Annotated in this window: 15 protein-coding genes; 5 read left to right on the top strand and 10 right to left on the bottom strand. The window is 58.7% G+C overall.

The window, feature by feature from the left end:
* Positions 1–183: 183 nt before the first annotated feature.
* The 5 genes from tssI (at position 184) to AC1MEA_RS03550 (ending at position 7,989) form a co-directional block, all read left to right on the top strand.
* On the top strand, positions 184–2,316 hold the full coding sequence (gene tssI / locus AC1MEA_RS03570; protein ID WP_480916755.1) for a type VI secretion system tip protein TssI/VgrG: 2,133 nt from the start codon (positions 184–186) through the stop codon (positions 2,314–2,316).
* Positions 2,313–2,864: a DUF4123 domain-containing protein gene (locus tag AC1MEA_RS03565; protein ID WP_480916754.1), complete on the top strand. Its 552-nt coding sequence runs from the start codon at positions 2,313–2,315 to the stop codon at positions 2,862–2,864. The genes tssI and AC1MEA_RS03565 overlap by 4 nt, the downstream gene beginning before the upstream one ends.
* 1 nt (position 2,865) lies before the next feature.
* Complete coding sequence (locus AC1MEA_RS03560; RefSeq protein WP_480916753.1) at positions 2,866–6,570, top strand: hypothetical protein; 3,705 nt, start codon at positions 2,866–2,868, stop codon at positions 6,568–6,570.
* Entirely contained in the window at positions 6,567–7,634 is a 1,068-nt protein-coding gene (locus AC1MEA_RS03555; protein WP_480916752.1) for a hypothetical protein, read from the top strand. The genes AC1MEA_RS03560 and AC1MEA_RS03555 overlap by 4 nt, the downstream gene beginning before the upstream one ends.
* Positions 7,635–7,746: 112 nt before the next feature.
* Entirely contained in the window at positions 7,747–7,989 is a 243-nt protein-coding gene (locus tag AC1MEA_RS03550) for a hypothetical protein (protein WP_480916751.1), read from the top strand.
* Between the two features lie 273 nt (positions 7,990–8,262).
* On the opposite strand, the gene pgi is transcribed toward AC1MEA_RS03550, so the two are convergent.
* From pgi to gluQRS, 10 genes are all read right to left on the bottom strand, one after another.
* Complete coding sequence (pgi, locus tag AC1MEA_RS03545) at positions 8,263–9,927, bottom strand: glucose-6-phosphate isomerase (protein WP_219063813.1); 1,665 nt, start codon at positions 9,925–9,927, stop codon at positions 8,263–8,265.
* Between the two features lie 226 nt (positions 9,928–10,153).
* The gene (panD, locus tag AC1MEA_RS03540) at positions 10,154–10,534 is read right to left on the bottom strand and encodes an aspartate 1-decarboxylase (RefSeq protein WP_064118696.1); all 381 of its coding nucleotides are present in this window, start codon (positions 10,532–10,534) and stop codon (positions 10,154–10,156) included.
* 2 nt (positions 10,535–10,536) lie between these two features.
* Entirely contained in the window at positions 10,537–11,388 is an 852-nt protein-coding gene (panC, locus tag AC1MEA_RS03535) for a pantoate--beta-alanine ligase (protein ID WP_480916749.1), read from the bottom strand.
* Positions 11,385–12,185, bottom strand: coding sequence for a 3-methyl-2-oxobutanoate hydroxymethyltransferase (gene panB / locus AC1MEA_RS03530; protein WP_219063811.1), 801 nt, complete (start codon positions 12,183–12,185; stop codon positions 11,385–11,387). The genes panC and panB overlap by 4 nt, the downstream gene beginning before the upstream one ends.
* A gap of 339 nt (positions 12,186–12,524) precedes the next feature.
* Positions 12,525–12,998: a 2-amino-4-hydroxy-6-hydroxymethyldihydropteridine diphosphokinase gene (gene folK, locus AC1MEA_RS03525; RefSeq protein WP_480916747.1), complete on the bottom strand. Its 474-nt coding sequence runs from the start codon at positions 12,996–12,998 to the stop codon at positions 12,525–12,527.
* A gap of 17 nt (positions 12,999–13,015) precedes the next feature.
* On the bottom strand, positions 13,016–14,416 hold the full coding sequence (locus AC1MEA_RS03520) for a polynucleotide adenylyltransferase PcnB (protein WP_219063809.1): 1,401 nt from the start codon (positions 14,414–14,416) through the stop codon (positions 13,016–13,018).
* A 724-nt stretch (positions 14,417–15,140) separates the two neighbouring features.
* Complete coding sequence (locus AC1MEA_RS03515) at positions 15,141–16,589, bottom strand: sigma-54-dependent transcriptional regulator (protein ID WP_219063808.1); 1,449 nt, start codon at positions 16,587–16,589, stop codon at positions 15,141–15,143.
* A 22-nt stretch (positions 16,590–16,611) separates the two neighbouring features.
* On the bottom strand, positions 16,612–19,566 hold the full coding sequence (locus AC1MEA_RS03510; RefSeq protein ID WP_219063807.1) for a sensor histidine kinase: 2,955 nt from the start codon (positions 19,564–19,566) through the stop codon (positions 16,612–16,614).
* Positions 19,550–19,726: a hypothetical protein gene (locus AC1MEA_RS03505; RefSeq protein ID WP_003250005.1), complete on the bottom strand. Its 177-nt coding sequence runs from the start codon at positions 19,724–19,726 to the stop codon at positions 19,550–19,552. Before AC1MEA_RS03505 ends, AC1MEA_RS03510 begins: the two co-directional genes overlap by 17 nt.
* 104 nt (positions 19,727–19,830) lie before the next feature.
* Positions 19,831–20,718 carry a tRNA glutamyl-Q(34) synthetase GluQRS gene (gene gluQRS / locus AC1MEA_RS03500; protein ID WP_480916744.1) on the bottom strand — a complete coding sequence of 296 codons (888 nt, stop codon included), beginning with the start codon at positions 20,716–20,718 and terminating at the stop codon, positions 19,831–19,833.
* Positions 20,719–20,749 lie beyond the last annotated feature (31 nt).

Genomic DNA, 20,749 nt, shown 5'->3' with positions numbered 1-20,749 from the left:
GGGTGCGCTTTGGTGGGGATTGGTTCAAGGGGATGGGAACTGCATCCATGTTTGGCTAAGTCCGTCAGTGCAAGCCCACCCAATCACCAGAACTGTCCTACATGATCCAGAGGCGCTGGCTGGCTGTGTGGGCGCACATCGTCAATGACACTGCGTGCCCCCTTCCAACACGAAGATCCGCGCATGTCTCATCCCGGCCTTACCCCGAAGTTCTGTCTGGACATCAACGGGGAGCAGCAAACTGACTTGCAGGTGCTGAGTTTTCACGGGACCGAGGCGCTGAGCCGACCCTATGAAATCAACATCGAACTGGTGAGCCGGCGCTCATCCCACGCGTTGGACGGCTTGCTGCATAACGCGGCCTACCTGAGATTCGGGGCGCAAGGGCAGGGGATTCACGGTCATATTTATGCGATCCGCCAAGGCAAAACAGGCGGGGCATTCACCCATTACCATCTGGTGCTGGCGCCCTTTCTGGCCTTTTTGCAGCACTCGAGCCATCGCCGTTCGTTCCAGAAAATGACCGTGCCGGAGATCATTCTTGAGGTGCTGAAAGGGCACCACATGCTGAAGGGCATCGATGCATCGTTCGACCGCATCACGGGGGGCATGGCGCCGCGCGACTATTGCGTGCAGTACGACGAGTCGGACCTGCACTTTCTCAGCCGGTTATGCGAGGAAGAGGGGATTTTCTACCGGTTTGAGCACACGCCTGACAGTCATCACTTGATCTTTGCCGACGATGAAACCCGATTCCCGCAGCAATCCCCGCAGGTGTTGCCGTTCAAGCCGGCGAGCGGCCTGGTGGCAGAAGGTCCGGCGGTCAAGGCCTTCGGCGTGCGACTGACCGCCCAAACCAACCATGTCGCCCTGCGCGACCATGACTTCAAACAGACCCACATCCCGCTGCAGAGCCTGCAAAACCCCGCGCGAACCCAGGCGCAATGGGAGAGCGGCGAAGTCCCCAAATACGGTCCCTACCTGGAGAATTACGTCTATCCCGGGAATTTCGAAGAAAAAAGGCGCGGTGACGTTCTATCCAAGCGTGCGCTTGAGCGCCATCAAACCGGCTTTCGCCTGGCGGATGGGGAGAGTGATGCGTCGCTTTTGCGCAGCGGATCGCGCTTGCACCTGGTTCAGGATTACGCCCCCGAAACCCACTGGGTGCTGATTTTTGTGCAACATGACGCAAGACAGCCGCAGGTGCTCGAAGAGCTGGCCGGCAGCAGCCCGGTTGAAGAGGGGCGCATCGTTCAGGGGTATCGCAACACCTTCACCGCCATTGCGGAAGCGGTCCAGTTCCGTCCGGCACTGGAGCACCCGAAACCGCGAATCCACAGCACCCAGACCGCCAGGGTCACCGGCCCTGTGAATGAAGAGATCTACTGCGACAAATTCGGTCGGGTGAAAGTCAAATTCCACTGGGACCGTAGCGAACAGGGCGATGAAACAACCAGTTGCTGGGTGCGGGTCGCCTCTAGTTGGGCGGGCGACGGGTATGGCGCCGTCACCATTCCCCGGGTGGGCATGGAGGTGCTGGTTTCATACTTGGAAGGGGACGCCGACAGGCCGGTTATCGTGGGCTGCCTTGCCAATAACCTGAACCCCGTTGCGCATGGACTGCCTGAAAACAAGACCAAAAGCGTCTTTCGTAGCCGGAGCTCCAGTGCGAGCACCGGTTTCAACGAAGTCCACTTTGACGACAAGCGCGGTTCGGAACGGGTCTACCTGCGCGCCCAACGTGACATGGAACAGCTGATCCAGAACGACAGCCGGACTGAAATTGGCGGTCAGCGCCTGGAGACCGTCAAGGGCAATAGCACCTCGGTACTCAACGGTGAGGAACACCGGACCCTCACCGGCGAGCGCAAGGTTCAGCTGCTGGCGGGCGATCATCTGCAGGTGGCAGGCAGCAGTCACACCCGCGTGGGTCAGGTGTTGGCGATGGAGGCCGGGCAAGAAGTGCACATCACCGGTAACGACATCGTCATCAACGCCGGCCTGGGTCTGACGCTGAGCGCCGGAGGTCAACATATCGTCCTTAATTCGGCTGGCATTTTCAGCAGTACACCCATTCTGTTAGGCGGCGTGCCGATGCCGGGCACGCCAGCGATGCCGTTGGCGCCGGGCGACACTCAAGCACTGTCGGTTGGCACGCTAGAGGCCGCTCAAGTCAGCATCACATTACAGCGCAAGCTACGAGGCAACGCCTCCATCGTGGAGCTGTGTCAAAAACCAGAAGGGGGTACACCTGCGGACTGTCCGCTTGAGAACTGTGCCTGCCGCGAAGCCATGAACGCGGGAGCAGTGTCATGACGAACTGGATGCTCCTGGAACGCACCGACGATTTGCTCCCCGCTCTTTTTCGGCAGATTGATCATCCTGACTTCGTGCCGCTGTTCGACACTACTGAACTAGGCCTCTACTCAGAATTCGGCCCGCTGCTGGTGAAAGACAATTATCAAGGGGCGCTGTTGCAGGCGATGAAGCACGCCCCTGACAACTGGCCGGGACTGATCATTGAAAGCGAGCACTCCCGCGAAGCGTTGCTTGAACACCTGCGGCATATCCTCATCGTCCGCTTCGAGCTGACTCGCAAAGGCATGCTGCGTTATTGGAACCCGAGCGTCGCCAGCCATTTTTTCCCCGCTTGCTCGGATGAAAATCTCAACCTTTGGCTTGGCCCTATCAGTCGCTTGAGCTGGCACATACCAAGAAAGGCCGAATGGCAGGGCTTGGATAACCCGCGCGCAAAAGCCTGGCAGTCCGCCACCCCAAACCGGCTGCTGACGCTCGCTATAGAGCAGTGTCACGCCCTTGAGCAGCAACGCCAGCCATCCAAACCGACTGGGCAGGAGTCCTGATATGGCCAAGAGCACATTGAGTGACGGCCCCTGCTGCGAAATCAATAAATTGATCGTGCAGGTCACCGGAAATCAGCATTCCGCCCGTCAGCGTCTGGCCATCTACGACAAAACCGGCGCTCAACGTCTGGATGTCCTGACAGGCGAAGACCGGCCTGAAACCCAGGACAGTCCCTATTTCACGGCCAGCGCCCTGCACGTCTGGAGCTGGAAAAATCACTACACCCACCGCCTGTGGCTGGAAATCGACTCGGTCGACGGCAGTCCCATTCGCCTGCTCCTACCCGAGGTCGCGATCACCCTGCGCCAGTTCGACGCGCAGTGGAACCAGATCGTGCCAGTGGTGCCCTTCGTCGCGTTGCCCGGTGCCAACAGTGCCCACGATCACGGCACTCCGGTGGTGTGCCGCGCAGGGTTCATTTATGTCTTTTTGGGCAACCGGCTGTGGCGCGAGCTGGAGGTGCAGGTCGCAGACGAACACACCACCTATCACGACATTGACCTGAACCGTTATCGCATGGGCGACGAGATTGAGGAGGGTCCTCGACTGGCCACCGGGCAGGCGCTGGAAGACATCTGGCTGCCGTCCAGCTGGAACGATCAACAGGTGTCGCCGCAGCTCTGTTTCAGCGAGGTGCAGTTCAGCCCGGCCCGACTGCGGCGTCTTGAGCAAGACCCGGCGTTGCGTGCACAACGCTGCCAAAGTCCGGACTTGCGCAGCTCGCAAGACAAGGTCAAGCGTGTCTTCCGCGACAAACCGGATGGCGTGGCGATGCTTGAAGCCTTCAGCGCATTCGATGCTTTTGACGCGGCTAACCAGTCAGCGGCCGGCGCGGCCCATGTCGCCTGGCTCAACCTCAAGCAACACGCCTTCCCGGTCAGCCTGGTCGCCCCGCAACGCGCCCGCCAACCCGGTTACGAATGGCTGCTCGACCAACCGGGCCGCTACCTGTGCGACCTGAGCGGGCAGTTCCCGGTGATTGCCTTGAGCGCAGCGCGCCAGCATGTGGTCCGCTGTGAAAAGGGCGAAGTTGCCTATCGGCCCACCTCCGTAGAAACCGGCGCCTGGACCCATTGGCTGGAACAGGTGTGCAGTCCCGAAACCCAGCTCGCCGAGGAGTTCTGGCAAGAGCAGCCGGCCACCACTGATGTGCTGCAACGTGCGCGCAAACGCGAACTGTACGGCGTGCTGCTACAGGACACGCACTATCGTCTGCGCCACTTACAGACGCGGATTCACGACCAGCAACACCTGCTGAACCTGTGCGCCCAGCGCGCCAGCCATTACGCCCACCACGCCAGTGCGCTGCTTGTGCAACAACTGATCGTGCCGCAGACCTTGGGTGGACAGAAAAATCCGCTGCACCAAGGTATGGAGAAGCTCAAGGAGCAGGGCCGGATCGACATCAGCCGCTTCACCGCCACCGGCGAACGAGCGCAACTCTGGCGCCAACTGGACATGAGTCAGGCGCTGTTGAGCGATGCCCTGCAACAATCAGAAACCGAACAAACCCTGGCCGATCACCTGAGCCTCGACGGCTTCGACTACGTCGCCGCCATGCACTTCGTCAGCCGGCTGTTCGCCAGCCTCGCCATGACCCCCGCGCAAATGGACCCCTTTGCGGTCAACGGCGATGTCACTGACGCGGTGACCGGTATCAGCCTCTACAGCCCCAAGGCCAGTGCCGGGCAACAACTGATCAGCCGAATGGCCAATGAAGAAGGGCATGCGTTGCATCGGATGCTGTGGCCCGACCTCGCACAGCAAGATATGGAGGCGCCGTATGTTCAGCCCTCGGTCGCAGACATCAATGGCGGCAATGGTCTGTTTCGGCCGAACGCGCTGCTTGGGGCCGTCAGCAGCGACGCCGTCGATGCCAAGCAACTCAATACGCTCGACGCCCATTTACTGGCGGGTTTGCTGGACAGCGGCAGCCTCAACAACACCCTGACCGGCACTCTGAAAGTCGTCGCGGCGACCTTGATCAGCTTCCACGAAAATCTGCAAGGCTCAGTGGATGTGGCGGAACAGGCGCTGCATGCAACCCATTACATTCCAGTCCCTGGCACCGAACGCCCAGCCCCGGCGCTGAACATGCGCCAACGTCAGCGAGCCTTGGCGCAACTGCGCAGCATGCTGCCGGGGGCCTTTGGCGATGCACACTTCATGCGTCATCAGGAGGCCAGAAACAAGAATTACTACGTGTTCGGCCTGACCGACCTGCCGGAGATGCCAGAACGCCTGCGACGGCCTCACCTCGACTATCGAGGCCCCTCCGGGTTGTCGAACGTTGGCCAGGAGCATTACCGCACCGGAGGCGACCTGCGAGCCAATACCGTCGTCATCGCCATGCCCCGCGATCATCGGATGTCGCGACTGATCAGCGGCGTGAACCAACGGGTCAATGCTGCGTGGCAACTGAATATGACCGGGCAGGTCACCACCAAGGGAACAGCCATACAGGATGCGGTGAAGAGCCGGAATGCATTGCAGAGCGAGTGGATGTATCGGGCGCTGAACTCAACGCCGTTTGCGGCGGCGGTGGGGATGTTGGAGTTGTGGAATTTGAAGAATGAGCTCAATTCACTTCAACAAACAAAAAGAGAGAAAAGCGGCGGGCGAGCAGTTGTGGGCGTGATTGGTGCAGCAGTGGACTTGACAGTAGCGATGGAGGCTTTGACCGTCAAACTCGCAGGCAGCCAATCAGTTCTGGCCGCAGGTCGTAAAACGTTGTTTACCATCACTGATGTCACCGCAAAGCGCGTTTTAGGCTCATTAAGCGAGTATTTCATAAAAGAATTCTCGGCCCGCTTGCTCGCTCAGATCGGCGCAGGAGCGATTTTTGTCGGCCTGAACCTCTACGACGCCTGGCACGCCTACCAGTGGGGAGACGATGCCATGTGGGGCCATCTGCTGATGGCTGCGGGTGGCTTGACCGGCATTGCCGGCACCTTGATGGTCGGTGGCGCCACCTTCCTGGGCTTGGGCCCACTGGGCTGGATCACGTTGATATCGATCAGCGTTGGCCTGGGGCTGGTTTACTGGCTGAGTGCTTCGCCCATCGAAGACTGGCTCAGCGCGGGTCCGTTCGGGCCTGACAGTGGCCGAATTTTACACCTGCAAGACCCAGATCAAGCCTTCTACTACCTGGTCAGTCTGTTCGCCGACATCCGGGTCACCGTTGAGCGCAACCCGGAATACACACTTCCCGCCTACCACCAAGAATGGAATCCGGTGCCCGTTGAGGTACGCAGAGCGGATACCCGCATCCGCATCGAGAGCAACTTGCCCGGCCTGCTGACCGGGCTTGGCGACCTCAGCCTCACGGTCTCGTGCGCGATGCTGAAAGTGCGCAGACTCCATGACCGCTTGAATGGGCAGACCCACGAGGAAGCCCAGCTATTCCCCGAGGCGAAGCCCAATGCCTACCGGCGGCTGCCCGATGCCTTGGAGATATTCGTCGAGACCCCCCTGAATACGCGCATCGAAGCCTCGCACTCGAACGACTCTGTGTCGGTACACGCTGTATGGAAGGTCCGCGCCCAACTGATAGTGACCGATGGCAGTTCAATCTGGGTGTTCCCTGCACCAGCGCCAAAAGATCCTACGCCCTTTGGCCTGGTTCATGCCAAACCGAACTTTGAGAAAGTCGAACAACTGTTCTGGGCCGATGAAACCACCCATAAAGCGCGGAGCGGCCAATGACTCCCATACGCTCGTCTTACTACGCGGCCACGGCTTATCATTCTGGGCGTGTACCCAAACAGTCACCTTCGGCAGAGCGCTCGTGGATACGACGCTTTGCCAAAATTCGTCTGCCGTGGGGTGCGACGCAGGAAGTTGCCCCGGATGATTTTCTGCTCCGGCGCAAACCGAGCAGCTTGCGGTTTCAGGAGGAAATGAACAAAGAACGAGAAGAGAAAAAAGCACTAGGGACGTATGTTCCAGCACCCTACGAGCACGTGGACTTCCATGACCGGCATGATCATGAGCGTTTCAGGTTTGCCTTATGGTCGAAGCGCTCACACTTCTGGGGCTATTTACATCTTTTTGGGAAATGGTTTTTTTTGCTCGGCCTTCTTCCAGGACTGTTCGCACTGCTAGCGATGATATTTACGGGTAATGAGCCGTGGCTTGATGTAACGATTGAGATTTTTGAGGATGTTTTTTCCTGGTTTTTTGGCATCCCACTTATTTGCTGGGCACTCGCCTCACTAGTCATCCGCTACTTCCCCCACCTCTGGGTCAAACCCTCCAGAGGCCCGATCTGGGAAATCAATCGTCGTACCGGCCTCGTCACGCTATTCGATTACGACAACAACGGCGAATACAAAAAGAACGGCACCATCGGTGAGCTGATCGCGCCGTTCTATGAGTTCGACGCCTATATCGCCACGACCCCGGACCGTCAGGGTTTGCCGATGAGTGTGCTGTACATAGCCCACCGCTATCGCGACATCGTCATCAACTTCGGCGCGCTGGTTCCGGCGGGCGCTGGCGAGTTGTGCTGTGCCCTGTGGGATTTTCTGCAGAACTACATGGACACCCGCCGCCCGTTGCCCGACTTGCCACGCTACGAAGAATTCCGCCACCTCGACCCTGTGACGGCCCAATACGACCGCGAAGTCGGCCGCAATCCACGGTTGTGGATCGACATGGATGACGAAACGTTTGAAGGGGCGCTCTACCACATGCGCGGCCAGATAGATCAGATCGACACCTTCCACCGCCCTAATCTGATGGCGCGGTATGTAGAGTATGTCGATTGAATACCGCAAGGGATAACCAACATGGAGCGAAAATTATTGTCATGGATATTATTCAGACCGTCTGAAACGTTACACCAGAACCTATACCATTTAGTAAATAAGGAAAGATGCAGTGGATGATAAAGTAGATGCGAAAGTAGTTGAAGTGGTGCAGCGCATTCTAGGCGCAGTGGTGGCATTGGGTGGTTTGGTTTTAGTGGTGTTCGCTGTCTATTATGGCTGGATTGCCTATAGATGGAATGATAATGCTATGTGGGGGTATTTTATGATGGCGGCAGGCGGAGCTCTTGCTGTATTTAACGGCTGCCGAAAATGTCTATGCGTCACAATTAAAAGCACGCACCCAGAGGTGTAATGTGGTTGGTGTTTTTGTTAGAGATAACGTAGATGAACGTGTCTGCATCACAGTATGTAATGTCATGTGGCCCCTTTTTGTGAGTGGTTTAGGCGCTAGTGTTATCTCATCCATCTTGTCCTTTGGCTGCAGAAAAACTGGTCGCAAAATCCGGTGACGAGTTTTTAGCCGGCGATGAGATTAATGCTGTGACGTTTATTGAAGGGGGAGGGGCATTAAAAAACCCGCCGCCTCTTGCGAGGGGGCGGGTTTTTAGGTGTGGCGGAGGATGGATCAGCCGCGGTGACGACCACGGAAGTAATTGATCAAGCCTTGGGTCGACGCATCGTCTGCCGGCTCTTCAATGCTGCCGGTCAGGCGGTTGTAGACGCCTTTGCCCAGCTCCTTGCCTAGTTCCACGCCCCATTGGTCGAAGGCGTTGACGCCCCAGATGACGCTCTGGACGAACACTTTGTGCTCGTACATCGCCACCAGCGCGCCAAGACGGCGTGGGCTGATGCGCTCTACGACCAGGGTGTTGCTCGGGCGGTTGCCCGGAATCACTTTGTGCGGCGCGAGTTTCTGGATTTCTTCTTCGGCCATGCCTTTGTCACGCAGCTCGGCTTCGGCTTCGGCGCGGGTTTTACCGAGCATCAGCGCCTGGCTTTGCGACAGGCAGTTGGCATATAGCCATTGGTGGTGGTCGGCCACCGGGTTGAAGCTGACGATCGGTACGATGAAGTCAGCCGGAATCAGCTGTGTGCCTTGGTGCAGCAACTGGTGATAAGCGTGCTGGCCGTTGCAACCCACGCCGCCCCAGATAACCGGGCCGGTGTCGGTGGACACTGGTGAGCCGTCCTGGCGTACGCTCTTGCCGTTGGACTCCATGTCCAGTTGCTGCAAGTGCTTGGTGATGTTGCGCAGGTAGTGGTCGTACGGCAGGATCGCGTGGCTTTGCGCACCCCAGAAGTTGCCATACCAGACCCCGAGCAGGGCCAGCAGCACAGGCATGTTCTGTTCGAACGGTGCGCTCTGGAAGTGCTGGTCCATGGTGTAGGCGCCGGACAGCAGCTCTTTGAAGTTGGACATGCCGATGGCCAGAGCAATCGGCAGGCCGATGGCCGACCACAGGGAATAACGACCGCCAACCCAGTCCCACATCGGGAAGATGTTTTCTTCGCGAATCCCGAAAGCCACTGCCGCAGCGTTGTTGCTGGAAACAGCGATGAAGTGACGGTACAGCTCCGCTTCGGAACCGCCTTGCGCCAGGTACCAGGCGCGTGCGGCCTGGGCGTTCTTCAGGGTTTCCAGGGTGTTGAATGACTTCGACGAGACGATGAACAGGGTGGTCTCTGCGCGAATCTTGAGCGACAGCTCATGGAACTCACTGCCGTCGATATTCGCCAGGTAGTGGCAGCGCACGCCTTTCTGCGCGTAAGACAGCAGTGCTTCGGACACCAGTTCCGGGCCGAGGAAGGAGCCGCCGATGCCGATGTTGACTACGTCGGTGATGGGCTTTTCGGTATAACCGCGCCATAAACCGTCATGAATACGTCCGACCAGTTCGGTGATCTGGTTGAGCACTTTGTGCACTTCAGGCATCACGTTGACGCCATTCACCGACAGCTTGTCGCCTACCGGGCGGCGCAATGCAGTGTGCAGGGCCGGGCGGCCTTCGGATGCGTTGACCAGTTCGCCGGAGAACAATGCCTTGATCGCGTCCTGCAAGCCTGCTTCGTTAGCAAGGCCCACCAACAGGTCGCGGGTTTCGTGGGTGATCAGGTTTTTCGAATAGTCGAGAAACAGCCCGCAGCTGCTGAGGGTAAATTGAGTAAAACGTTGCGGGTCTGCATTGAACGCCTCGCGCATGCTGAAATCCTGCATGGCTTCGCGGTGTTGATTCAGCGCCTGCCAGGCGGGCAGGGTAGTCGCGTCAATAGGAGTGCGGTAGTACGCCATCGCTGAGGGTTTCCTTGTACTTGAACTGCCTTTTCGGGCGCTAAACAAGCCCGGACGGTGGGTGTGAAGACATCGATGCTCTGTCAGTGAGCGTAGACGGATAACTGAACTCTAACGCGAGTTGCTCGGCCCGTCTGCGCGCTGCTTTGCTTTCGCGCGGTACGCTTTCACACGTCAAGGGCCGGGCCTTCCAGTGGGTCGTCATTTTTACGTGTTCAGGGATAACTCAGGCAACCTGCACGGGTATGGCATTGCTGGTGTGGCTAAGTTCATTACCGGCGGCCATGTACAGCATGCGCGGTTTGAAATTGAGCAGTTCTGCTTCGCTGTAGTGAGCATAGGCGCAGATGATCACACGGTCACCGACCTTCGCTTTATGGGCGGCGGCGCCGTTCACGGAAATCATGCGTGACCCTTCTTCGCCACGAATGGCGTAGGTGGTGAAGCGCTCGCCATTGTCGACGTTGTAAATCTGGATTTGCTCGTATTCGCGAATCCCTGACAGGTCCAGCCATTCGCCGTCGATGGCGCAAGAGCCTTCGTAGTCGAGTACGGCGTGAGTGACTTCGGCACGGTGCAGCTTGGCCTTGAGCATGATTGCGTGCATTTTTATTCCTTGGTCAGGTGCAGATTGTCGATCAAGCGTGTTGAACCCATATAGGCCGCGGCCAGAATCACCAGGTCGTGATCTTCCGCTGTAGTGGGGCGAAGGGTGGTTGCGTTGCGAATTTCCAGATAATCGAGGCGAAACCCGGCGGCTTTGAGTTGATCCACACCGTTGGCGAGCAGGAGGTTCAAATCGCGCTCACCGATGTGGATAGCCTCGGCAATGTGTTTTATCACGCGATACAGCGCCGGTGCTGCAGCACGTTGCTCTTCGCTGAGATAGCCGTTGCGCGACGACAGCGCCAGGCCATCGGCCGCACGTACGGTCGGTTCGCCGATGATCTGGATCGGCATGTTCAGGTCACGAACCAGCGCGCGAATCACTGCCAGTTGCTGGAAGTCCTTCTGGCCGAAGATCGCGAGATCGGGCTGAACCATGTTGAACAGCTTGCTGACCACCGTGGCCACGCCGTCGAAATGGCCGGGACGACTGGCGCCGCACAGCCCTTCAGACAAGTGCGGAACACTGACCAGGGTCTGGTCTTCCATGCCATGCGGGTACATTTCTTCGACCGACGGTGCGAACAGCAGATGACAACCGGCCTGCAGCAGCGTTTCCTGATCGGCGGGCAGTGTTCTCGGGTAGGTCGCCAGGTCTTCGGTCGGGCCAAACTGCAGCGGGTTGACGAAGATGCTCGCCACCACGAAATCGGCACGTTGGGCGGCCTTGACGACTAATGCGGCGTGGCCGCTGTGCAGGTTGCCCATGGTTGGGACCAAGCCGACCCGCTTGCCTTCGCTACGTGCTCGAGCAACGGCGGCACGCAATTCACGTACGGTTTTTACTGTGTTCATGCCGAGAATCCGTGTTCAGTTGCCGGGAAGCTCACGTCTTTGACGGCGGCGACATACGCCTGTAACGCCGACTGGATATCGGGCTGGCCGGTCATGAAGTTCCTGACGAACTTGGGCACACGGCCGGTAATGGACAGGCCAAGCATGTCATGCAATACCAGTACTTGGCCGTCAGTCCCGCTGCCTGCGCCGATCCCGATTACCGGGACTTTTACGGCGTGGGTGATTTCCTGGGCCAGTTCGCTGGGTACGCACTCGAGCAGGATCATGGAGACCCCGGCTTGTTCCAGTGCGATGGCGTCAGCACGCATCTGGCGAGCTTGAGCTTCCAGGCGACCTTGCACCTTATAGCCGCCAAGAATGTTCACCGATTGCGGTGTCAGGCCCATGTGCGCACAGACCGGGATACCACGTTCGGCCAGCAACCGAATCGATTCGGCCAGCCACGCGGCGCCTTCGACCTTGATCATGTGCGCACCGGCTTGCATCAACTGCGCGCTGTTGGCGAAGGTCTGCTCAAGGGTGGCATAGGCCATGAAAGGAAGGTCGGCGAGAATCAATGCCCCCTGATTGCCGCGTTTGACGCAGGCAACGTGGTAGGCCATCTCGGCATTGGTGACGGGCAGGGTGCTGTCATGGCCCTGCAACACCATGCCCAGAGAGTCGCCGACCAGGAGAACTTCGACGCCTGCCTGGCTGGCTGCGTGAGCAAAGGTCGCGTCATAGCAGGTCAGCATGGTGATTTTTTCACCTTTCTGCTTGAGGCCTTGCAGGGTCGTCAGGGATATTTCTGGCATGAAAAAGTCCTCGTTCAGGCGCTGTGAAAACTACTGCGAGCAACGCGTGAGATCATCTGAAAAAACAGGCACACCGTCTTTGGCGGTGTTTGTCCATGGCCTGATTTGCGCCCTTGTGCCCGGTAGGGGACAGCGGGACGCCTATCTTCGTGAGGAGGGGGCGTGAAGTCAATTACGGGTGTTACCGTTTTGTGTGCCTGTTACCGCTCATTGAGCGTTAGGTGTTACGGCGCGCGGCTCCGATCAGGCGTTCCCGGGCAGATAAACCGGGTCGCTAATATCGCGAATAAATGCCCTCAGGACCGGGGATATCCGCAGCTCTGCTGTCGGGCCCTGACGCTAAAGGCGCTCAAGCCCAACGAATGGGCAGTCTGCCAGTAACTGATCCAGGGATCGGCCGTCAGCCAGGAGTAACTCAGGCGCAAGTTCGGCCAAGGGATACAGGACGAAGGGTCGGGCATGCAGGTGATAGTGCGGCACTTTTAAGCGCGGCTCATCAATCAGGCGTTCGCCGAATAGCAGGATATCCAGGTCCAGCGTGCGCGGTCCCCAGCGCTCGTGGCGTTCGCGGCCTTGATCGAGTTCGATGGCCTGCAATGCGTCGAGCAAAGCCAGGGGCTCAAGTTCGCTGTCCAGCGCGGCGACCGCATTGGTAAAGCGCGGCTGGCCGGGCAACAACGAGTCGCTGGCATAAAAGGAAGACATGCCCACCAGCCTGGATTGGGCTAATTGCCCCAGGGCCTTGAGGGCGTTGCGCAGTTGCTCGGCCGGGTCAGCCAGATTGCTGCCCAGGCCGATATAGACACGCTCCATGATCAATCGCCCCTCCATCAGTCGTCTGAAGTGGTCGGTGCGTCGGCGCGCTTGCGTTTGCTGCCGGTGCTGCGACGGCGTTTGCGCGGCGCTGCACCTGTGGCATCGGGCTTGCTGCCCAGATCACGAATCATGTTGCGTCGTTCGCTGTCGTTGCCTTCCTGATAATCAGTCCACCAGTCGCCAAGACCATCGGTTTCTTCGCCCGCGGTTTCGCGCAGCAGCAAGAAGTCGTAGCCCGCACGGAAACGCGGGTTATCGAGCAACAGATCGGCACGTTTGCCGGTACGACGAGGCAGACGCTCCTGCATGTCCCAGATCTCGCGGATCGGCAGGGTGAAGCGCTTCGGAATGGCGATGCGCTGGCACTGTTCGGTGATCAGTTCGTGGGCGGCTTCCTGCATGGCCGGAATCGGCGGCATGCCGCGTTCCTGCAGGCGAATCACCTTGGCCGGCAGGGCAGGCCAGAGCAGTGCGGCGAACAGGAAGGCAGGGGTAACCGGTTTGTTCTGCGAAATACGCAGGTCGGTATTGGCCAATGCTTCGCTGATCAGCGTGTGCGTGTACGTAGGGTTCAGTTCGAGAGACTTGGCGCTGGCCGGGAACAGTGGCTCGAACAGTTCGAGGTCGACCAGCATTTCGAAGGTGGACTCTGCGTAGCCGGACAGGAACAGCTTCAACACTTCTTCGAACAGGCGCGCGGAAGGGATGTCCCGCAGCATGGGCGCTAATTGCTGAATCGGCGTGGCACTGTGTTTTTCAATGCCGAAATCCAGCTTGGCGGCGAAACGCACGGCCCGCAGCATGCGCACTGGATCTTCTTTGTAACGCTGCTGGGGATCGCCAATCAGGCGGATCAAGCGATTGCGAATGTCATGCACGCCATTGGCGTAGTCGAGGACACGCTCGCTGACCGGATCGTAATACAGCGCGTTGATCGTGAAGTCGCGACGTTGGGCGTCTTCTTCAAGGGTGCCGTAAACGTTGTCGCGCAGGATGCGTCCGCTTTCATTGCGGGAGGACTGGTTGCTGTCCTCTTCTTCATCATCTTGCGGATGGTTGGCGCGAAACGTCGCGACTTCAATGATTTCACGACCGAAATGGACGTGAACCAGTTTGAAGCGACGGCCAATCACGCGTGCGTTACGGAACTCTGCGCGGACTTGTTCCGGCGTGGCGCTGGTGGCGACGTCGAAATCCTTGGGCGTTATATGCAGCATCAGGTCGCGCACACAGCCGCCGACCAGATAGGCCTGATAGCCGGCGTTCTGCAAGCGCTCGACAATACTGACGGCGTAACGACTGAACTGGCCGCGCTGCAGCGAGTGTTGGCTGCTGGTGAGCACTTCAGGCGTGCTGCGAATATGTTGCGGTCGACGCACGGGGGAACGGAATGACTGGAATAGCTTCTTCAGCATGGGATGCACTGTTTGAAGGGATATTCGGCCAAAAAACAAGAATGACCGCATGATGGGCGGGGATTCTAGCATTTAGTCGGGGGATGGTGTAGGAAGCTGCGCGCAGGGGGCTGTATCGGGCGCTTGAGCGTTAGACCATGAGGGGTTTGTTGCAGAAGCTACTGGGGGAGCCGAAGCTCCCCCAAAGTGTTTGCGCTTTATTTTTATTATCGAGTCGGGCTTTTTGTTTTTATTGAGTGCCCAATCCACAAGCTTTTCGCCTGTGAAACCTCCCAGTCGGGAGTCAAGAGCAAACGGATTGCTTTGGTCGCTGCGTTGCAATGATCGTTCGATCCAACCAGTTCAGGCTCTACCTTAGGGTAGCTTTTTATTATTCTCGGCCTGGTTGCGGGGCAAGCCCCAAATACAACTCCTCTCCAAAAGAATCAGTTAGCTGCGCCTCCGCCGTGTTGTTTTTATTGTGCGTGAGTCGATTCGTCTTATTTTTATTGTCTTTTGCATTGCTTGTTATTGTTCTTGTACAAGACATATAGCAGGACCTGTGCCAACTTTTGAAATCCCTTTAAAACCGGGGGCTGGCGGGGAATGGCGGTTTTTGGCAGGCATAAAAAAGCCGGGTCTTCGTTACCATAAGACCCGGCTTTTGTTACGTGAAATGAAGGGGGTAACAGTTTACCCAAGGGCAGGAGCGCCGCGTGCCAGAGCCTCGCGGCCCATTGCGACCTCAGCTTTCGCTGGCGATCCCGGTTTTGCGACGCGGGATACCCAAGCGCTGACGTCGCTCCCACAGACATTTACGGCTGACCCCGAGTTTGCGGGCCAGTTCGGTTTCAGTCATGTGGTCCTGATGCTCAAGAACGAAGTGCTGGAAGTAGTCTTCCAGGGACAGGTCTTCGGTTGGCTCGTGGCTCGTGGAGCTGGACGAGCCTTGCTGTGGGGCCAGGCCCATGAAATCGTCATCATCCAGGTCGCTCAGCTCGATATCGATGCCCAGCAGCTCGGCAGAGATTTCAGGGCTCTCGCACAGAATCACGGCGCGCTCGACGGCGTTTTCCAACTCGCGAACGTTACCGGGCCACGTGTAATGACGGATGGCCTGCTCGGCATCCGGGGCGAACTTAAGGTCGGTACGACCGACTTTCGCGCTTTGCCGGGCCAGGAAAGCGTGGGCGATGTCATTGACGTCGGCACCTCGTTCGCGCAGGGCTGGTAATTTCAGGGCGATAACGTGCAGACGGTAATACAGGTCTTCACGGAACTGGCCGACTTTGGCCAGGCTCTTGAGGTCACGGTGGGTGGCCGCAATCAAGCGCACATCGACCTTTTGCGATTGCACCGAGCCGACGCGACGGATTTCGCCTTCCTGGAGTACGCGCAACAGCCGCGCCTGGGCCTCGAGCGGCAACTCGCCGATCTCGTCGAGAAACAGGGTGCCGCCGTCAGCCGCTTCGACCAGACCTGCCCGGCCGGCGCTGGCACCGGTGAACGCCCCTTTTTCGTGGCCGAACAACTCGGACTCGATCAATGACTCCGGGATCGCGGCACAGTTCACCGAAATCATCGGTGCCTTGGCGCGCTTGGACAGGTTGTGCAGGGCTCGGGCCACCAGCTCTTTACCGGTGCCTGACTCGCCCTGGATCAGGACGTTGGAGTCGGTTGGCGCGACTTTGCGGATCTTGATGTAAAGGTCCTGCATCAGTTGGCACGAGCCAATAATGCCGATTTCGCCGTTACTGTTGTCGACCGCGCCTTTGTCGGTGCCACCAGCGCCAGCAGGTTTGGACGCGGCTGCGCTACGTTCGGCCTGCAAGCTTTGGATGCTTTGTCTGTCACGCAGAATGCGCGCGACAGCCTGGAGCATTTCGTCGTGGTCGAAGGGTTTGGCAATGTAGTCCACCGCCCCCATTTTCATTGAGTCCACGGCGGAGCGCAGGCTGGCGTAGCTGGTCATGATCAGGACAGGTTTACCCTGACCCAGCTTGATCAGCTCGGTGCCGGGTGCGCCAGGCAGGCGCAGATCACTGACGATGAGGTCAAACGAGGGGATGCTGAAACGTTCCTGGGCTTCCTGCACCGAGCCCGCTTCGCTGACCTGGTACTGGTTGCGTTCCAGCAGGCGTCGCAGGGCCGAGCGGATAATTGTTTCGTCTTCGACGATCAGAATGTGCGGCATTGATTCGATACTCTCGACGGTCTCAGTTCACAGCGGACGTCGCTTCGACATGACGCGGCAATGTCACCCGAATACGGGTGCCGCGTTGGTGCTCGGGGTCGGCCGGGCTGTCGATGGTGATTTGTCCATAATGCTCTTCCACGATGGAATAGACCAGTGCGAGGCCCAGTCCGGTGCCTTCCCCTGGATCCTTGGTCGTGAAGAATGGTTCGAACAATCGGTCCATGATCGCTTTTGGAATGCCACTGCCTTCATCTTCTACGATCAGGTCGACCGTGTGTTCCGATGCTTCGCTTTTGACCCGCACCGCGCAGCCCGAAGGGGACGCGTCACGGGCGTTGGTGAGCAGGTTGATCAACACTTGCGCCAGCCGCTGTGGGTCGCCATCGACCCAGTGTTCGGGGTTGCACAGGTTGAAGAATTGCACTTCGTAGTTGCGCCGGTTCAGCGCCAGCAGACCGATGGCATCTTGCGCAACTTCGGCCAGGCAAACCGGTTCGTCGGAATGTTGATGACCGCCGGCATGGGCGAAGCTCATCAGCGACTGGACGATGCGCGAAACACGTTTGGTCTGCTCAAGGATCTGGCTGCTGATTTCGGTCAGTTCGCTGTCGTCCTCGCGCTCTTCGCGCAGGTTCTGCGCCAGGCAGGCGATGCCGGTGATCGGGTTGCCGATTTCGTGGGCGACACCCGCCGCCAGACGACCGATGCTGGCCAGGCGTTCGGAGTGCACCAGTTTGTCTTCGAGCATCTGGGTGTCGGTCAAGTCTTCGACCAGCAATACCAGACCGCTATTGCCGGGGGCGAGCGGTTCATCGATGGCCGCTTTGTGCAGGTTCAGCCAACGGGTTTGACCGTCGAGCCCCAAGCGTTGTTTGTGCAAGTGTTCGTCGGGCAAATCAATAAAGCCCTGAAGCAATTGTTTCCATGGATCGGCGATGGTTTCCAGTCGCGAACCCACTACGCGCTGCGCAGCGATGCCGGTCAACTCTTCCATGGCCTTGTTCCACATCAGGATCTCTTGATCCTTGGCCAGGGAGCACACGCCCATCGGCAGTTCTTGCAGGGTCTGGCGGTGATAGCGGCGCAAGGCATCGAGTTCGGCGGCAAGGCCTGTAAGCCGGGAGTGGTAATCCTCGAGACGGCTCTCGATAAAGTGGATGTCCTCGGTGACGTAGTTTTCGCTGCCGGACTTATACGGCAGGAAGGTTTCGACCATGTCCTGAGCGACGCTGGGGCCCATCAGTCCGGACAGGTTGGCTTCGATCCGGTCGCGCAAGCGGCGCAGGGCATAAGGTCGACGTTCATCGAAGGGCAGATAGAGGTCGCGCAGCGCCTGTTCGACTTCTTTCTGGGCGGCTTTGGCGCCGAGGGGTTTGGCCAGTTGGGTGGCGAATTCCTGGGGAGAGGCCGCGTGCAGCTCGCGCCGTTGCGGGCGCCGGACGTTGTCGACGGCGCATGCCTCGGCGGCGCTGGCTTCTTCCGGGCTGGCGTCACTGAACAGTGAAATCAGGGTGAATATCAGAACGTTGGCCGCCAGCGAAGCGATGGCCGCCATGTGCCAACTGGTGTCGTCGAGCACGTAAATCATGTTCAGCAGTGGGATGTAGAAACCCTGGAAATTGCCGATCAACGGCAACAGCATGGTCACCATCCACACGATGATCCCGGCCAGCAGTCCGGCGATGAAGCCGCGACGGTTGGCGGTCGGCCAATACAGGACCGACAGCACACCCGGTAAAAACTGCAGGGTGGCGACGAAGGCCACGATGCCCAGGTTCGCCAAGTCCTGCTGCGCGCCAATCAACAGGTAAAACCCGTAGCCGGCCATGATGATCGCGACGATCAGTGCGCGGCGGGTCCACTTCAGCCAGCGGTAGATATTGCCTTCGGCAGGTGGCTGATACAGCGGCAACACCAGGTGGTTGAGCGCCATCCCGGACAGCGCCAGGGTGGTGACGATGATCAATCCGCTCGCAGCCGATAACCCGCCGACATACGCCAGTAGCGCCAGGGCTTTGTTGTTGGCGGCAATGCCGATGCCCAGAGTGAAATATTCAGGGCTGGTGGTGGCGCCGAGTTTAAGGCCGGCCCAGAGAATCAGCGGCACGGCCAGGCTCATCAGCAACAGAAACAGGGGCAAACCCCAACTGGCGCTGACCAGCGAACGCGGATTGAGGTTTTCGGTGAAGGTCATGTGGTACATATGCGGCATGACAATCGCTGAGGCAAAGAACACCAGCAGCAGGGTGCGCCAAGGGCCTTCCTGCAATGGGGTGTGCAGGGCGGCAAGTGCCGCCTGGTTTTGCAGCAGCCACTGCTCCAGCTGTTGCGGGCCGTCGAACACCCCGTACAAGGCATATAGGCCAATACCAGCGACTGCGATCAACTTGATCACGGATTCGAAAGCGATGGCGAACACCAGGCCCTCGTGCTTTTCCCGGGTCGCGATGTGCCTCGAACCAAAGAAAATAGTGAACAGGGTGATCAGTGCGCAGAACGCCAGTGCAACGCGGTTCTGCACCGGCTCGCGGGTCAGGATGCTGATGGAGTCGGCTACGGCCTGGATCTGCAAGGCCAGTAACGGCAGCACGCCGATCAACATGAAAATGGTGGTCAGCGCACCGGCCCAGGTGCTGCGAAAGCGGAAGGCGAACAAGTCGGCCAGTGATGAAAGCTGGTATGTGCGGGTGATCTTCAGAATCGGGTACAGCAACACCGGCGCCAACAGAAAGGCCCCGGACACACCCAGGTAGCTGGAAAGGAAGCCGTAACCGTACTGATACGCCAGACCAACGGTGCCATAAAAAGCCCAGGCGCTGGCGTACACCCCGAGAGACAAGGTGTAGGTCAGGGGGTGACGAATGATCCAGCGCGGAATCAGGCCGCGCTCACTGACCCAGGCGACGCCGAACAGCACCAGCAAATAGGTGGCACTGATCAGGATCATCTGGGTCAGGCTAAAGCTCATCGGCATCACGTTGACTCTGCAGGATAAAGGTCACGACGATCAGAATCAGCCAGAGTAAATACGGGCGATACCACGCGCCTGTTGGCTCAATCCACCAGTCCATGATGGCCGGGGAAAAAAGGTATATCCCCACCACCAGGAGCAGGACCAATCGATAGATATACATGCTGGTCCCTCACTAAAAAGGTGCGGCGATGGTACTGGATGGTGGCCAAGCTGCAAGTGGCGTTTTAATAACGGTCAGAACTTGAGCGCGCTTGGCAGGCTGACTCAGCTTAATAGAGCCTCTTCAAGGCTGTGGGTGCGGGGGATGAGCGCAGCGTCCCAATGGCGAATTCCCCAGTCGAGTAACTCTCTGAGGCTGGCATATTCAAGCTCATCGCTGACGGGCTGGCCCAATGCCCGCAGGGCTCGCAGCAGGAGCGGGATGGCCTGATCGCTCGGCAGGGGCGGCGAGCGGTACGACTTGCCCAGTTTGTTGCCGTCGGGCTGAGTGATCAGTGGTACGTGCAGATAACGGGGTTGCGGCAGGCCGAGCAATTCTTGCAAGTAGAGCTGGCGGGGCGTGGAGTCGAGCAGGTCGGCGCCGCGCACGATATCGGTGACCCCTTGCCAGGCATCGTCGATCACTACCGCCAATTGATAGGCATAGAGACCATCACGCCGACGAATGACGAAATCGCCGACGTCTCGCCCCAGATGCTGAGAAAACTCGCCTTGCACGCGGTCCTTGAAACGGTATTCCAGCTCCGGCACGCGGATACGTACCGCCGCGTGCTCGGGGTCATGCCCGACGTTGCGGCACAAACCCGGATAAATACCGTGGAAGTCTTCCAGCTGTTTGCGCGAGCAGGTGCAGGCGTAAGCCAGGCCCTGGCTCAACCAGCGATTCACCACTTCGGCATAAGCCTCATGGCGCAGGCTTTGGTAGACGACCTCGCCGTCCCACTCGAAACCGTAGCGCTCGAGGGTTTGCAGAATCGCCAGTTGCGCACCGGCGACTTCGCGCGGTGGATCGAGATCTTCCATGCGCATAAGCCATTGGCCGCCCACGGCGCGGGCGTCAAGGTACGAGGCCAGGGCCGCAACCAATGAGCCGAAATGCAGGTAACCGCTGGGGGTTGGCGCAAAGCGCCCGATGTAGGAAGGGGATTTCATGGGGGCGATGTTACTGGAACTCGTTGATCAC

The sequence above is a fragment of the Pseudomonas sp. ASL8 genome, assembly GCF_056680355.1.
Note: the sequence above shows the minus strand (reverse complement) of the source record. Positions and strands in the feature narration are given on the sequence as shown.

What these genes read in the sequence shown, in the direction of transcription:
- tssI (WP_480916755.1), top strand. Translation starts at nt 184, where the DNA reads ATGTCTCATCCCGGCCTTACCCCGAAGTTCTGTCTGGACATCAACGGG.
- AC1MEA_RS03565 (WP_480916754.1), top strand. Translation starts at nt 2,313, where the DNA reads ATGACGAACTGGATGCTCCTGGAACGCACCGACGATTTGCTCCCCGCT.
- AC1MEA_RS03560 (WP_480916753.1), top strand. Translation starts at nt 2,866, where the DNA reads ATGGCCAAGAGCACATTGAGTGACGGCCCCTGCTGCGAAATCAATAAA.
- AC1MEA_RS03555 (WP_480916752.1), top strand. Translation starts at nt 6,567, where the DNA reads ATGACTCCCATACGCTCGTCTTACTACGCGGCCACGGCTTATCATTCT.
- pgi (WP_219063813.1), bottom strand. Translation starts at nt 9,927, where the DNA reads ATGGCGTACTACCGCACTCCTATTGACGCGACTACCCTGCCCGCCTGG.
- panD (WP_064118696.1), bottom strand. Translation starts at nt 10,534, where the DNA reads ATGCACGCAATCATGCTCAAGGCCAAGCTGCACCGTGCCGAAGTCACT.
- panC (WP_480916749.1), bottom strand. Translation starts at nt 11,388, where the DNA reads ATGAACACAGTAAAAACCGTACGTGAATTGCGTGCCGCCGTTGCTCGA.
- panB (WP_219063811.1), bottom strand. Translation starts at nt 12,185, where the DNA reads ATGCCAGAAATATCCCTGACGACCCTGCAAGGCCTCAAGCAGAAAGGT.
- folK (WP_480916747.1), bottom strand. Translation starts at nt 12,998, where the DNA reads ATGGAGCGTGTCTATATCGGCCTGGGCAGCAATCTGGCTGACCCGGCC.
- AC1MEA_RS03520 (WP_219063809.1), bottom strand. Translation starts at nt 14,416, where the DNA reads ATGCTGAAGAAGCTATTCCAGTCATTCCGTTCCCCCGTGCGTCGACCG.
- AC1MEA_RS03515 (WP_219063808.1), bottom strand. Translation starts at nt 16,589, where the DNA reads ATGCCGCACATTCTGATCGTCGAAGACGAAACAATTATCCGCTCGGCC.
- AC1MEA_RS03510 (WP_219063807.1), bottom strand. Translation starts at nt 19,566, where the DNA reads ATGCCGATGAGCTTTAGCCTGACCCAGATGATCCTGATCAGTGCCACC.
- AC1MEA_RS03505 (WP_003250005.1), bottom strand. Translation starts at nt 19,726, where the DNA reads ATGTATATCTATCGATTGGTCCTGCTCCTGGTGGTGGGGATATACCTT.
- gluQRS (WP_480916744.1), bottom strand. Translation starts at nt 20,718, where the DNA reads ATGAAATCCCCTTCCTACATCGGGCGCTTTGCGCCAACCCCCAGCGGT.